The sequence below is a fragment of the Halobacillus sp. Nhm2S1 genome (genome assembly GCF_019599545.1).
In the GTDB taxonomy this organism is placed as follows: Bacteria; Bacillota; Bacilli; order Bacillales; family Halobacillaceae; genus Halobacillus.
The window spans coordinates 1,026,778-1,040,157 of the sequence record NZ_JAIEZV010000001.1 but is presented as its reverse complement, the minus strand read 5'-3'; the positions used below and the strand labels follow the sequence as shown (position 1 = coordinate 1,040,157).

Sequence of the window (13,380 nt, the reverse complement as noted above, 5' to 3'; positions counted from 1 at the left end):
CAAGGAGGTATGGAATGATGGATAAACATCGTGTAGTCATTACCGGAATGGGAGCTGTAACTCCTGTCGGTAATTCAGTAGAAGAAATGTGGAACAATATAAAAAATGGTGTCTCCGGAGTCGGTGAAATCACGAAAGTTAATAAGGAAGATTATCCTGTCCATGTGGCAGCAGAACTGAAAGACTTCGATCCTTCTGATTATGTTGATCGTAAGGATGCACGTCGCATGGACCCGTTTGTTCAATATGCGATGGTTGCTGCTCATATGGCCGTGGAAGACGCAAAGCTCGAGATCACAGACGATGTGGCTCATCGAACAGGCGTATGGATTGGTTCTGGAATTGGTGGTATGGGTACGTATGAATCCCAATTTGAAACGTTCCAGAAGAAAGGTTACCGCCGTGTCAGTCCGTTTTTCATTCCTATGATGATTCCGGACATGGCTGCTGGTCAAGTATCCATTGCACTTGGAGCTAAAGGGATTAATTCCTGTACAGTAACCGCCTGTTCCTCAGGTGCAAATTCAATTGGAGATGCCTTTAAAGTGATTCAACGCGGCGATGCCGATATAATGATTGCCGGTGGTACGGAAGCTCCGATGAATAAAATGTCATTCGCTGGATTCGCTGCAGCACGTGCGTTATCTCTAAATGAAGATCCGCAAACAGCCAGTCGTCCTTTTGATAAAAACCGTGATGGTTTCGTCATGGGTGAAGGTGCAGGCATTCTTATTATGGAAACGTTGGAGTCTGCGAAAAAACGTGGAGCGAAAATCTATGGTGAGCTGAAAGGCTATGGTTCAACAGGAGATGCTTATCACATCACTTCTCCAGCACCTGAAGGAGACGGTGCGGCGCGTGCCATGAGACAAGCCATCGATGATGCTGGTTTGAAGCCGGAAGATATTGATTACTTGAACGCTCACGGAACGTCCACAGAACTGAATGATAAATTTGAAACACATGCGGCCAAGACAGTATTCCAAGAACATGCGAATAAATTTGCTATTTCTTCAACGAAATCTATGACTGGTCACCTTTTGGGTGCTGCCGGTGCGGTTGAAGCGGTTATTTCCTTAAAAGCAATCAACGATGGAATATTGCCACCGACGATCAATTACGAAACTCCAGATCCGGAGTGTGACCTTGATTATGTTCCGAACGAGGCGCGTAAACAAGACGTCAACACCGTAATGAGTAACTCGCTCGGCTTTGGCGGTCATAATGCTAGTCTGATCTTCCAAAAATACGAAGAATAAAAAAAACCGATGTCTGCTATTCAGACATCGGGTTTTCTTTTATTCCTTTTCAAAAAAATGCTGAAGTGTTTGTTTTGTCGCTTCCTCATCATGGTTAAGCACAAGGCCGATCGGATAAGTCTTCCGTTCATCCCATACATTATCTGTGGTAGGGATGCTGATCATGTCCATGGATTCCACAGGGTTCAGCAAAAGGTCCTTCCCAATCTGAACCATTTTACTTCCTTCGAGATTTGTATCAATGTAAGGCTGTATGTTTCCAATCAACCGTGGTGCTTTCAGGACTCCCTGGAAAGAAAGAAGTTCCTTTTTCATCAATTGAATGACCTTCTGTTGTCTCTCTACTCTCGCAAAATCCCCTCGAGCATCACTTCGATATCTCACATAACCAAGAAGTTCTTCTCCATTAAGGGTTTGTGATCCTTCTTGTAATTGGATGTCCGTCGTTCCATCCCCAGAGCGGTACTGCATGTTCTTTTCTACATCCACTTTCATTCCGTCCGGTGATAAAGTGTCCACAATTTGTGTAAACCCTTGAAAGTCCACGATCGAATAGTATTCGGCTTCAATACCTAAATTGACCTCAATGGTCTCACGTAGGAGTTCCGGGCCCCCTAAAGCGAATGCAGCATTCAGTTTATTGTATCCGTGCCCCGGGATATCAACATAAAGGTCCCTCATTAAAGAAGCAATCTTTGCTTCTTTAGAAGCGGGCTCATATTCAGCAATCATGATCGTGTCCGTTCTTGCAATCTCTGCCCCTCGCTGATCCACTCCCAATAACAGGACAGTTATCTTCCCGTCCCCGTTGTCTTTTCCGTTGAAGTCTTCTTTATACACACTTTCGACCGTTTCTACCTGGTCTATACTCTCGGCAGCAGAGGCCTGTTGACTCATCGCTTGATGTTTACCTGCTAAGTATTCATACCCAGAATAACTGATGATCAGTAAAAAAATAAGAGCATACATACCAATAAATAACTTGCGTTTTCGCCTTCTTTTACTGCGTTTCCGCAAGGATCTCGACTGTGACAACGTCATCATCCTTTCAAACTAGTCCCACAAAAAAGCTTGTTTAAAGAGTTCATCTGTAATTAAATGTACCTGTTATTGCCAATGAAGTAAAGACTAGGATTTAAAGGGAATTCACCGCATGACAAAGCACTTCCTCTCATAAGATAGCAATAGGAGGACGAGCCGGAGGGGATGGAGTTATGTGGTATTGGATGCTGTTATTGACAGGGTTTGGTTTTGCTGTCGCAGGAGGAACGGTAACAATCACGTATTTGAACCTCGTTCCTGCCGGATTGAGTTGGATTGAATTCTTTATCCTGATTCGTACACGGGTGGAGTGCTATCTTTTTCCTATTGGATTGATATTCATTACGACAGCCTTAATTATGATGGAAGATTAATTTTCTAAAATATGGTTTCAAAGAATAAAAAAGCCAGCATTGGTCATAATGTAACCAAAAGAGATCACCGAGTGAAAGTGAGGGTCCGAAATGTTATACATGCATGATCTGTGGGTGAACTGGTTTGAAGGTGAAGAGAATGGGTATAACGTCTGTCGTTTTCATGAATGGCGCAAAGAGGATGGAATTGAACTGATCGATCAAATACCTTTGATTTTAATCAGTGATGAATTATTTAATTTTATTGAAAATGATTTGCAAGACCTACCAGCTTCGTTGCTCCAGGATGTCCACCGCAAAACGTATATGAAGAAAAATCAAGAACGTCACACAGTTGAATATGCGGCCGTTGTAACGAATGGCAAGGATGTTATGGTTTTTGATACGATTGGCTATACGCTTCCTGTTAAGAAAAGCCGCTTAATTCCTAGACAGGAGCGACTCGTGTTTGAAATGGTCCAAGGCAAAGAACCCGAGCACTATTTAATAGAAGAAAGAGTTTTAAAAGAACACCATATCTTATCATTAGACCCAACGAAAATGTCTGGATTGACGCGGAGAGAAAGACAGTTAAAACAGCTCTTAATGATGGCGCTTGATCAATTGAAACAATCCGACCATCCAGAAGAGATCCGCTACTGGTTGACCGAATGGAACCCAGCACAATACCCAACTATTAAACAATTCTCGAACGATGAAGCGTGGGATCGTTTATATGAAGGAACATGTAATGGATGGTCAATAGCCCACGAAGAACTATGCAAAAAGATGGTCAAAGGTCAGCCTTTCTTTGAAACCATATGGCAAGGAGAGAACGAAGGGGTCTCTCAACATATGAAAAGCCAGAATTGAGGGGAATCTCAATTCTGGCTTTTTATTATTTCTTCTTCTTCACGCGGCCAAGGCCCATAGCTTTCTTTGCTTTACGAATCATTTTGTTCGCTTCAAAGGATGCTTTTTCAGCCCCTGCATCTAGGATGTCATCCAACTCTTCTGATTGAATCAATGTCTCGTAGCGTTCTTGGATCGGTTTTAAAACGGAAATGACCGTCTCTGCGACCCCCACTTTGAAATCGCCATAGCCTTTCCCTTCATACTTTTGCTCTAACTCTTCGATACTTGCGCCACTACAGGCGGATTCAATCGTTAACAGGTTAGATACACCAGGCTTGTTTTCTTTATCATACTTCACGATGCCATCTGAATCTGTAACGGCACTTTTGATTTTCTTCATGATTTTCTTTTCATCATCCAGCATGGAAATGAATGATTTTTGATTTTCATCAGACTTGCTCATTTTTTTCGTAGGCTCCTGAAGGGACATGATGCGCGCACCTTCTTTTGGAATACTTACTTCAGGAACGGTGAAAATATCATTGAATTTATTATTGAATCGTTGAGCTAAGTTTCTCGTAAGTTCCAAGTGCTGTTTTTGATCGTCCCCGACAGGCACGATATCGGTTTTGTAAAGGAGAATATCTGCCGCCATCAATGGAGGGTAGGTAAGAAGGCCGGAAGATACGCCTTCCTTTCCACCTGCAGATTTGTCCTTGAACTGCGTCATTCGCTCCAATTCCCCAATGTAGCTGACGCATTGTAACATCCATCCCAGCTGGGTGTGGGCGGGAACTTCCGATTGAATGAAAAGGGTCGCTTTCTCCGGGTCAATCCCTGAAGCTAAGTATAAGGCTGCCAGCGAACGGATGTTTTCTCTCAATTTAAGGCGCTCTTGCGGAACAGTAATCGCGTGTTCATCAACGATACAAAAATAGCAATGGTTGTCATCCTGCAATTTTGTAAAGTGTTTCATAGCTCCAATGTAATTTCCAAGTGTTAGCGTACCACTTGGTTGAATGCCTGAAAAAATCGTTTTTGTCATCATCATCACCTCATCGTTTATTTTTGAACAAAAAAAGATCATTCATCTCTTCCATATTGGAAGGGACGAATGATCCGCGGTGCCACCCTGTTTACTTCTATATAAGTAGAAGTCGTCTTGAATCGTTAACGCCGATTTACGTCATTGGAAGCTCCGAAGGCCCAATTCCGTATAGTGTCCTCAGCTGTTTTCACCGACCACAGCCTCTCTGTAGAGGATCCACCTTACGTACTTATCCTTCTTCATTGCTTTTCGCACTATATTAGTAAGTCAGTATTATATCGGATTCATCTCCATGATGCAAGTACTTATGCTGAATAGTAAAGGAAAAGTAAAGCGAGCAAACTTATGCCTAACAATGTCCCGTGAAACAAGAAAAACTTGGGTAGAGATTTGTGGACAGTTTGAGAGGGGAGGGGTTTCTCTTCCCAATCATCCAAGTAATCTCTTTGTTTAGACATTCGGTTAGTAAAACGTCTGAATCCATAAGTGATTCCATCAAAGAATCCACCTCTTACGACCCACATTATAATACCAATGAATATATAGAAGTATGCGATGTAGAAGAGTTGGTTAATATAATGGAATAAATCGTGAGCGGGGGCGAGGGCGACAAACAGGATCGTAACGATCGCCATATTCAAACCGAACATCAACCAATTATTTTTAATGATGTTCACATCATTTCCACCTTTCATACAAACTCGAACTATATTATAGCATGTTTATCAAGTATGAAGGAATTGTTAACACATTAAATAAACTGAAAATTCAGCTTTGGTAAAATAATGAATGGTGTATTCAAACGCTTTAACGGATAACCGTAATAAATAACATTGTGTAAAAATCCCATATCTTTTTTTATGCATTTGAACTTATAAATAATAAGTTTTGATCTAGAATATTGTAAAATAAACTAGGTAAATAGTCTCATTTTGTGTTACTGAAACGTAATAATGGTGGGAATCCTGACGATTTTCAAAAAAAAAGGTAATGCAAAATAGTTAGAAAACTTGTATAATTCGATATGTGGACAAAACGCCACAACAAATTTTTAGAAAATTTTTAGGGGAGGTCATTTTCTATCATGAAAAAGACAAATTGGTTATTGCTAGTACTTGCACTAGTACTTAGCATGTTCCTCGCAGCTTGTTCTGGTGGATCAGACGATACGTCAAATTCCACAGACGATGCTGACTCCGAGGAAACAACAGAAACTGAAGACACTTCCGGTGAAGAGGGAGAAGCTTCAGGTGAACAAGTACTTAACATTACAGACAGTGCAGAGATCCCAACAATGGATGCATCTCTAGCAACTGACGCTGTAGCATTCCAATGGTTAGGTTCTACGACAGACGGTCTTTATCGTCTTGGTGAGAACGCTCAACCGGAACCAGGAATTGCTAAGGACCACGAAGTAAGTGAAGACGGTCTTACATGGACGTTCAACCTTCGTGAAGACGCTGTTTGGTCAAACGGCGATCCTGTTACAGCGAATGATTTCGTTTATGCTTGGCAACGTGCTGTAAATCCTGATACAGGTTCTGAGTACGGCCCTTACATGATGGGTGGCGTGATCAAGAACGCACAAGCTGTCGTAGACGGTGATGTTCCTGTCGAAGAGCTGGGTGTTACTGCTGATGGCGACTACACACTAGTTGTAGAACTTGAAAAGCCAGTTCCTTACTTCGAATCTTTGACTACTTTCGGTACTTTCCTACCGTTGAATCAAGCTTTCGTTGAAGAGCATGGTGATCAATATGCTCTTGAAGCGGACACGCTACTTTCCAACGGTCCATTCGTTCTAACTGAGTGGAACCACGGTGAAGGCTGGACGCTTGAAAAGAACCAGGATTACTGGGATGCAGAAAATGTACAACTTGAAACAATTAACGTTAAAGTTGTTAAAGAAACATCTACTGCTGTAAACCTTTATGACACTGGTGAAATTGACCGTACTGGTCTTTCTGCAGAATTCGTAGACCAATACCGTACTTCTGATGAGTTCAAAGTTGAAGAAGAGCCTGTATTGTTCTACTTGAAGATGAACCAAGAGAATGAAGTATTGGGTAACGTTAATGCTCGTAAAGCGATCCAAATGGTCATCGACCGTCAATCTATGGTTGATGTTATCTTGAACAATGGATCTATTCCTTCTGTAGGTCACGTACCACAGAACTTCACGAAGCACCCTGAAACAGAAGAAGATTTCCGTGAGCTTAACGGTGATCTAATCGAAACAAATGTTGAACAAGCTAAAGAGCTTTGGGCTACGGCTAAAGAAGAGCTTGGCATGGACACAGTTGAACTTGGCTACCTTGGTGGCGATAGTGAAGTAGCTATGAACATGGATGCTTACATCAAAGACCAACTTGAGCAACTAGAAGGTCTAACTGTCAATGTTCAGTCCGTACCTTTCAAAGAGCGTCTTCAGCGTGATGAAAACATGGAATATGATATCCAGAACTCCGGTTGGGGTCCTGACTACATCGATCCAAACACATTCTTGAATATGTTTGTAACCGATGGTGGAAACAATAAGACTGGATACTCTTCTGAAGAGTACGATGGTCTAATTGAAAAAGCGAACACTGAGCTTGCTCAAGAGCCAGTTGAACGCTTCGAAACATTCCTAGAAGCTGAAAAGATTCTAATCCAAGACGACGCAGTTCTTGCACCGCTTTACCAGCGTGCGGTTGCTCAACTTTGGAAGCCTTATGTTAAAGGTGTAATCACTCAGCCTATGGGACCTGACTACACTTACAAGTATGCTTATATCGAAGGTAAATAATTGAAATAAGAATTTCCAACCACATATAGGCTTGCTTTACAGGGGGAGAGAGTATATGTCCAACGTGTTGGCGTATGCTCTCTTTTTCCCTGCCAACAAATTATTCAGATTATAGACAAATTTCTGTCAATTATGACAACATGATAAGTTTGTAGGTTTACACATTTGGAGGTGTTGATATGACTCGTTATATAATCCAGCGACTTATATATATGGTTATAACGATGTTTTTAATTGCTACCTTAACGTTCTTCCTGATGAAGTTTTTACCAGGTACTCCCCTAAGTGCTGCAGATAAATTGTCAGATGAACAGCAAGCGGTAGTTTTAGAAAAGTATGGATTGAATGACCCTGTTCCTGTTCAGTATTTCAACTATATGGTTAACTTGGCTCAAGGTGATTTGGGTATCTCCTTCCAGTTCGACAATCGAGAGGTCACTACCATTATTATGGAGAGAATTGGTCCTTCGGTTCAGCTAGGTTTCCAAGCGATGATTATTGGAACGATCATTGGTATGTTATTAGGACTTGTATCTGCCATTTACCATAATGGAATCATGGACTATACATCTACATTCCTTGCTGTATTAGGACAGTCCATACCATCATTTGTATTTGCAGGTTTATTACAGTTTTATATTGGTGTTAAGTTCGGCTGGCTGCCAGTTGCCCTGTGGGAAGGCTGGGAATACACTATATTACCAACCATTTCGTTGGCCATCTTCCCAATTGCAATTGCTGCCCGTTTTATGAGAACAGAAATGCTTGAGGTAATGGGATCTGATTATATCGTGACCGCCCGTGCCAAAGGTGTGAACAAAGTCGGTGTTGTATTTAAGCACGGTTTAAGAAACGCTTTAATTCCATTGATTACAGTGTTAGGACCGCTAGCTGTAGGATTGATGACAGGTACGCTTGTTATTGAAAACATCTTTGCTGTGCCTGGAATTGGTGAGCAGTTCGTTAAGGCGATCAACATGAATGATTTCCCAATCATTATGGGTACAACGCTCTTAATCGCTTTCCTATTCATCTTCATCATCCTGGTCATCGATTTGCTTTATGGAGTCATTGACCCTAGAATTCGTCTGGCGGAAGGAGAGTAATCGACTATGGATAACCACAAACCCTCGAAAGACTTATTTGTGCCCGTAGAAACGACAGAATCAGAAAATGAGAAAATAACACGCCCGAGCCTTTCCTTCTGGCAGGATTCCTTTATCCGTCTCCGCAAAAACGCAGGAGCGATGATTGGACTGGCTGTTTTAATTGTTTTAGGCTTAATGGCTGCTTTTGGTCCATATATGAATGATTATGGCCAATATGAACAAGACCTTTCTCGTGCGAAAATGCCACCTAAGGTAGAAGGCCTTGGTTGGCTAGGTATGGATGGTACACTTTCTGATGTTCAGTCTGCTGACACATTAGAAGACGCCCAAACGAAAGCCTTGATGCGTTTTAATAACCAGGAAGAGTTTATCACTACAGAAGTATTGAACGATGGCTCCAATGGTGAGCAAGCAGAAGTTAGAGCCACTTATGATGTGTATGGTGCGAAAGACATGGATGAGAACTTCTGGTTCGGTACTGACGGATTGGGCCGTGACCAGTGGTCCCGTACATGGATGGGAACACGTGTCTCTCTTTACATTGCCCTGCTTGCTGCAGCTATAGATATGGTTATTGGAGTTGCTTATGGTGGAATTTCAGCGTATTACGGCGGTCGTGTGGATAACTACATGCAACGTTTTATTGAAATTCTAGTCGGTATTCCGAACTTGGTTCTTATCATTTTAATGATTCTAATTTTAGAACCAGGGATTATGTCTATTACTATAGCCCTTGCCATTTCGGGATGGATATCCATGGCACGTATTGTCCGAGGTCAAATATTGAAATTGAAAAACCAAGAGTTCGTTCTTGCATCCAGAACATTAGGTGCGAAAGATGGACGTATATTGCAAAGACATTTAATTCCGAACACATTAGGATTAATTATTATTAACACGATGTTCTCGATTCCTTCAGCGATTTTCTTTGAAGCTTTCCTAAGCTTTATCGGTCTAGGTCTACCAACTCCGATGGCCTCTTTAGGTACACTCATCGATGCAGGTTTCGATTCATTGCAGATTTATCCGCATATTCTATTATTCCCGGCAATTATAATCTCTTTAATCATGATTGCCTTTAACGTCTTAGCTGATGGTCTTCGTGATGCATTCGATCCGAAGATGCGCGAATAGGAGGTAGGTGTACAAAATGGAAAAACTTCTAGATGTTAAAAACTTGCACGTATCCTTTGACACCTACGGTGGTGAAGTCAAAGCAGTACGTGGTGTTAACTTTGATGTAAAAAAAGGTGAAACATTAGCAATTGTAGGAGAGTCTGGTTCCGGTAAATCCGTTACAACCAAAGCTCTCATGCAGTTAATTCCAAAGCCGCCAGGTCGGATCAAAGAAGGGGAAATCCTTTTTGAGGGCCGTGACCTTGCAAAAATGTCGGAAAAACAGATGCAAAAGATTCGCGGTAAAGAGATATCAATGATTTTCCAGGATCCTATGACATCTCTGAACCCGACGATGAAAGTCGGAAATCAGATCATGGAAGGTCTGATCAAGCACCAAAAAATGAGTAAGCCTCAAGCACGGAAGCGTGTTGAGGAACTATTGGAACTTGTGGGGATTCCTGATGCGGAAAACCGTATGAAACAATATCCCCACCAGTTCTCAGGTGGAATGAGGCAGCGTGTGGTTGTTGCCATTGCGCTTGCGTGTAATCCAAAACTGTTGATTGCCGATGAGCCTACAACCGCCTTGGATGTAACGATCCAAGCTCAAATCTTAGAACTGATGAAGGACATTCAAAAGAAAACAGATTCAGCGACCATTTTCATCACTCACGACCTTGGAGTAGTGGCGAACGTTGCTGATCGAGTGGCGGTTATGTATGCTGGGAAAATTGTCGAAGTTGGTACAGTAGATGATATTTTCTATAATCCTCAACATCCGTACACATGGGGATTATTAGGGTCTATGCCTTCTCTTGATAGTGCAGATGAAGAGCTATTTGCCATTCCTGGTACACCGCCAGATTTGCTGGACCCACCAAAAGGAGACGCTTTTGCTGCTCGTAATAAATACGCAATGAAGATCGACTTTGAACAAGAACCACCAATGTTTAAGGTGAGCGATACGCATTACGCAGCTACATGGTTGTTACATGAGCATGCACCAAAGATTGAACCACCAGAAGCGGTGAAAAAGCGTATGGAAGGTATGGCGAATTCATCCAGCAGTTCGGAAGGTGAACGAGTATGAGTCAAGAAAAACTAGTCGAAATTAAAAATCTAAAACAACATTTTAAAACAGGCCGCCAGAGTGTAGTAAAAGCCGTGGACGGTTTGAATTTCAACATCTACAAAGGTGAAACATTCGGTCTAGTTGGTGAATCGGGTTGTGGTAAGTCCACAACCGGACGAACCATCATCCGTTTGTACGATGCAACTGATGGAGAAGTCATATTTGACGGGGAAAACGTACACGGGAAAAAGTCTCGTGAAGACTTGAAAAAGTTTAACCGTGAAATGCAAATGATTTTCCAGGATCCTTATGCATCGTTGAACCCTCGTATGAAGGTTGAAGATATTATCGCTGAAGGAATGGACATCCATGGGCTAGCGAAAGATGCGAAAGCTCGTAAAGCGAAAGTCCACGAGCTGTTGGAAACGGTCGGGTTGAATAAAGAGCACGCCAACCGTTATCCGCACGAATTCAGTGGCGGTCAGCGTCAACGTATCGGTATCGCACGTGCCCTTGCTGTAGACCCAAGCTTCATTATCGCTGACGAGCCGATTTCTGCGCTTGACGTTTCCATACAAGCACAAGTGGTGAACCTTTTGAAAAAGCTTCAAGAAGAAAAAGGTCTAACTTATTTGTTCATCGCCCATGATTTGTCGATGGTCAAATATATCAGTGATCGAATCGGCGTTATGTACTTTGGTAAAATGGTTGAGCTTGCTGATGCGGATGAATTGTACAAGCACCCCATTCATCCTTATACACAGTCTCTACTATCTGCCATTCCGTTACCTGATCCGGACTACGAACGTTCTCGTGAGCGTTTCACTTATGATCCTACGAAACATGATACAAGTGAAGAGCCAGAGTTCCGGGAAGTGCGTCCTGGTCACTTTGTACTTTGTACCACAAAAGAATTCGAGCAGTACCAACGCGAGCACGGTACTGGAGAATAATCTATGAAAAAGGCTCTGTCGAGATGACAGGGTCTTTTTTTATTTTTTATTTAGGAAAATGGTCGTGTTGTAGGGAAAAATTATGAAAAACTGTCAGGCAGCTCTGTTATAAATTGAATTCCTCTTTTATAATGAGATTAGAAGAATTTAGGATAGGAGAAGGATGCACATGGGGAAAAGACAACTTTGGATGATAATATTCACGGGGATTCTCCTTTTTGGGATGATGGGATCATTACATAACGTGAAGGCGGAAGATGGAGAAGGAACGAAAGAGGTCGCCATGCTTACGAAGAAACAATTGGGTTTGAAAGAATTGGCCGTTCCTAGTCCAGCGGCAAGGTTTACTTATAACTCTGGACTGAACTTTGAATACCCTGATGCCGTCAGAGGTATTTTTGTAACGGGACCTTCTGCCGGTGGAGCGAAGATGGCAGAGCTAACCAAACTCGTTGAGGATACTGAACTAAACGCCATGGTCATTGATATAAAGGAGGATAAGGGGAATATCACGTTTGAACCTGAAGAAGGCTCTCCTTATGCGGACGTTGCCGAAGGGTTTATTGATGATCCTCGTGCGATGTTAGAGGAACTAGAAGAAAAGGGAATCTATCCAATTGCTCGTGTCGTTGTATTTAAGGACAGTTTACTAGCGGAAAAACGTCCGGACTTATCTTTCACACAAAACGGAGAAGTTTGGAAAAATGGAAAAGGTGAATCATTCGTTAATCCATTTATGGAAGAAGTATGGGAATATAATGTAGAACTTGCTAAAATAGCAGCAGAAATGGGATTTGAGGAAATTCAATACGATTATGTCCGCTTCCCGGAAGGCTTTGGGAGCCGTGATGATGTATTGGAATACGGCCAAGGGAAATATGGGGATATGGACATGGACAACGTCCAAAAACGTGTACAGGCTGTTACGGACTTCGTAGAATATGCCAGTAAAGAGTTGGAGTATTATGGGGTTGATGTATCTGTTGATATCTTTGGTTATGCTGCGACCATTACTGAAGCACCTAATATCGGACAGAACTTCTCTAAGATTTCATCGAATGTTGATGTCATCTCTTCTATGATTTACCCAAGTCACTGGGGACCGTATTTTGGGATTTCTAAACCGGATACAGAACCTTACCGTCTTATTAGTGAATACGCTAAAGTAGAAAACGAGGTATTGGCAGCGTTAGAGAATTCACCGACCTCCCGGCCATGGCTGCAGGATTTTGAAGCCCCTTGGCTTTACTCCGGACCCACGAAGCAATATGGAAAAGCAGAAGTTGAAGCTCAAATTCGTGCTTTAAACGAAAACGGAATTAATGAATTCCTTTTGTGGAATGCTGGAAACAACTACACCAAAAACGTAGACTATACACCCTTAGATTAGTAAAAAGGTGTGGAATCAAAAAGATTCCACACCTTTTCCTTTATTGAAGGTAAGGAAGGGTTGTGGAAGACTAAGCTACGAGATAATTGCGGTATTCGTTGCTTCGTTGAGCGTTAGGGGTGTTTGGGAAGCAACTCGCTTTCCTGTGGGGGAGTGGCAAGCTTCCTCGGATTACGTCCTGCGGGATCTCGCCTATCTCCTTTCTCTCACGGGAGTCTCGCAGCTTCCCAACCACCCCATTAATAAGTGTGAGAAACGAACCACCTATACTTAGAAGGAGCGTATCCCAACCTCTTTGTCCAGTAGTCATAAAGGGCTCTGTATCAGCATTTCAATGGGAAGGACGCAATATTCTGCACTTCGACAGTTCTTGAAAGCTCTGTTATTTGCGAG

Annotated in this window: 12 protein-coding genes and 1 other annotated feature; of the genes, 9 read left to right on the top strand and 3 right to left on the bottom strand. The window is 42.3% G+C overall.

Features of this window, described 5'->3' with window-relative positions; all coding sequences use genetic code 11:
* The first annotated feature begins 17 nt into the window (after positions 1–17).
* Positions 18–1,259 carry a beta-ketoacyl-ACP synthase II gene (gene fabF, locus K2225_RS05365; protein WP_220583804.1) on the top strand — a complete coding sequence of 414 codons (1,242 nt, stop codon included), beginning with the start codon at positions 18–20 and terminating at the stop codon, positions 1,257–1,259.
* 39 nt (positions 1,260–1,298) lie between these two features.
* On the opposite strand, the gene K2225_RS05360 is transcribed toward fabF, so the two are convergent.
* The gene (locus K2225_RS05360; protein ID WP_255574224.1) at positions 1,299–2,294 is read right to left on the bottom strand and encodes an LCP family protein; all 996 of its coding nucleotides are present in this window, start codon (positions 2,292–2,294) and stop codon (positions 1,299–1,301) included.
* A 179-nt stretch (positions 2,295–2,473) separates the two neighbouring features.
* Here K2225_RS05360 and K2225_RS05355 point away from each other — a divergent pair, with 179 nt between their 5' ends.
* Together K2225_RS05355 and K2225_RS05350 are read left to right on the top strand one after the other, a co-directional pair.
* Entirely contained in the window at positions 2,474–2,674 is a 201-nt protein-coding gene (locus K2225_RS05355) for a YuzI family membrane protein (RefSeq protein ID WP_146814123.1), read from the top strand.
* Positions 2,675–2,764: 90 nt separating this feature from the next.
* On the top strand, positions 2,765–3,526 hold the full coding sequence (locus K2225_RS05350) for a YjbA family protein (RefSeq protein WP_220583803.1): 762 nt from the start codon (positions 2,765–2,767) through the stop codon (positions 3,524–3,526).
* Between the two features lie 25 nt (positions 3,527–3,551).
* Here K2225_RS05350 and trpS read toward each other — a convergent pair whose 3' ends face one another.
* Both trpS and K2225_RS05340 read right to left on the bottom strand, forming a co-directional pair.
* Positions 3,552–4,553, bottom strand: coding sequence for a tryptophan--tRNA ligase (gene trpS / locus K2225_RS05345; RefSeq protein ID WP_220583802.1), 1,002 nt, complete (start codon positions 4,551–4,553; stop codon positions 3,552–3,554).
* Positions 4,554–4,611: 58 nt separating this feature from the next.
* Positions 4,612–4,808, bottom strand: a binding site (T-box leader).
* 53 nt (positions 4,809–4,861) lie between these two features.
* Entirely contained in the window at positions 4,862–5,233 is a 372-nt protein-coding gene (locus tag K2225_RS05340) for a DUF3899 domain-containing protein (protein ID WP_220583801.1), read from the bottom strand.
* A 407-nt stretch (positions 5,234–5,640) separates the two neighbouring features.
* Between K2225_RS05340 and K2225_RS05335 the strand changes: the two genes are divergently transcribed.
* The 6 genes from K2225_RS05335 (at position 5,641) to K2225_RS05310 (ending at position 12,987) form a co-directional block, all read left to right on the top strand.
* Positions 5,641–7,344 carry a peptide ABC transporter substrate-binding protein gene (locus K2225_RS05335; protein WP_220583800.1) on the top strand — a complete coding sequence of 568 codons (1,704 nt, stop codon included), beginning with the start codon at positions 5,641–5,643 and terminating at the stop codon, positions 7,342–7,344.
* A 179-nt stretch (positions 7,345–7,523) separates the two neighbouring features.
* Positions 7,524–8,450 (top strand): oligopeptide ABC transporter permease, encoded by a 927-nt coding sequence (gene opp3b / locus K2225_RS05330; RefSeq protein WP_089653936.1) that lies wholly within the window; start codon positions 7,524–7,526, stop codon positions 8,448–8,450.
* A gap of 6 nt (positions 8,451–8,456) precedes the next feature.
* Entirely contained in the window at positions 8,457–9,587 is a 1,131-nt protein-coding gene (gene opp3C / locus K2225_RS05325) for an oligopeptide ABC transporter permease (protein ID WP_220583799.1), read from the top strand.
* Positions 9,588–9,603: 16 nt separating this feature from the next.
* The gene (locus K2225_RS05320; RefSeq protein ID WP_220583798.1) at positions 9,604–10,662 is read left to right on the top strand and encodes an ABC transporter ATP-binding protein; all 1,059 of its coding nucleotides are present in this window, start codon (positions 9,604–9,606) and stop codon (positions 10,660–10,662) included.
* The gene (locus tag K2225_RS05315) at positions 10,659–11,597 is read left to right on the top strand and encodes an ABC transporter ATP-binding protein (protein ID WP_220583797.1); all 939 of its coding nucleotides are present in this window, start codon (positions 10,659–10,661) and stop codon (positions 11,595–11,597) included. Before K2225_RS05320 ends, K2225_RS05315 begins: the two co-directional genes overlap by 4 nt.
* Positions 11,598–11,766: 169 nt before the next feature.
* Positions 11,767–12,987 (top strand): putative glycoside hydrolase, encoded by a 1,221-nt coding sequence (locus tag K2225_RS05310; protein WP_220583796.1) that lies wholly within the window; start codon positions 11,767–11,769, stop codon positions 12,985–12,987.
* Positions 12,988–13,380: the final 393 nt, after the last annotated feature.

Bases quoted from the DNA above. Each gene is read 5' to 3' on its own strand.
- opp3b (WP_089653936.1), top strand. From the start codon at position 7,524: ATGACTCGTTATATAATCCAGCGACTTATATATATGGTTATAACGATG.
- fabF (WP_220583804.1), top strand. From the start codon at position 18: ATGGATAAACATCGTGTAGTCATTACCGGAATGGGAGCTGTAACTCCT.
- opp3C (WP_220583799.1), top strand. From the start codon at position 8,457: ATGGATAACCACAAACCCTCGAAAGACTTATTTGTGCCCGTAGAAACG.
- K2225_RS05315 (WP_220583797.1), top strand. From the start codon at position 10,659: ATGAGTCAAGAAAAACTAGTCGAAATTAAAAATCTAAAACAACATTTT.
- trpS (WP_220583802.1), bottom strand. From the start codon at position 4,553: ATGACAAAAACGATTTTTTCAGGCATTCAACCAAGTGGTACGCTAACA.
- K2225_RS05320 (WP_220583798.1), top strand. From the start codon at position 9,604: ATGGAAAAACTTCTAGATGTTAAAAACTTGCACGTATCCTTTGACACC.
- K2225_RS05355 (WP_146814123.1), top strand. From the start codon at position 2,474: ATGTGGTATTGGATGCTGTTATTGACAGGGTTTGGTTTTGCTGTCGCA.
- K2225_RS05350 (WP_220583803.1), top strand. From the start codon at position 2,765: ATGTTATACATGCATGATCTGTGGGTGAACTGGTTTGAAGGTGAAGAG.
- K2225_RS05335 (WP_220583800.1), top strand. From the start codon at position 5,641: ATGAAAAAGACAAATTGGTTATTGCTAGTACTTGCACTAGTACTTAGC.
- K2225_RS05310 (WP_220583796.1), top strand. From the start codon at position 11,767: ATGGGGAAAAGACAACTTTGGATGATAATATTCACGGGGATTCTCCTT.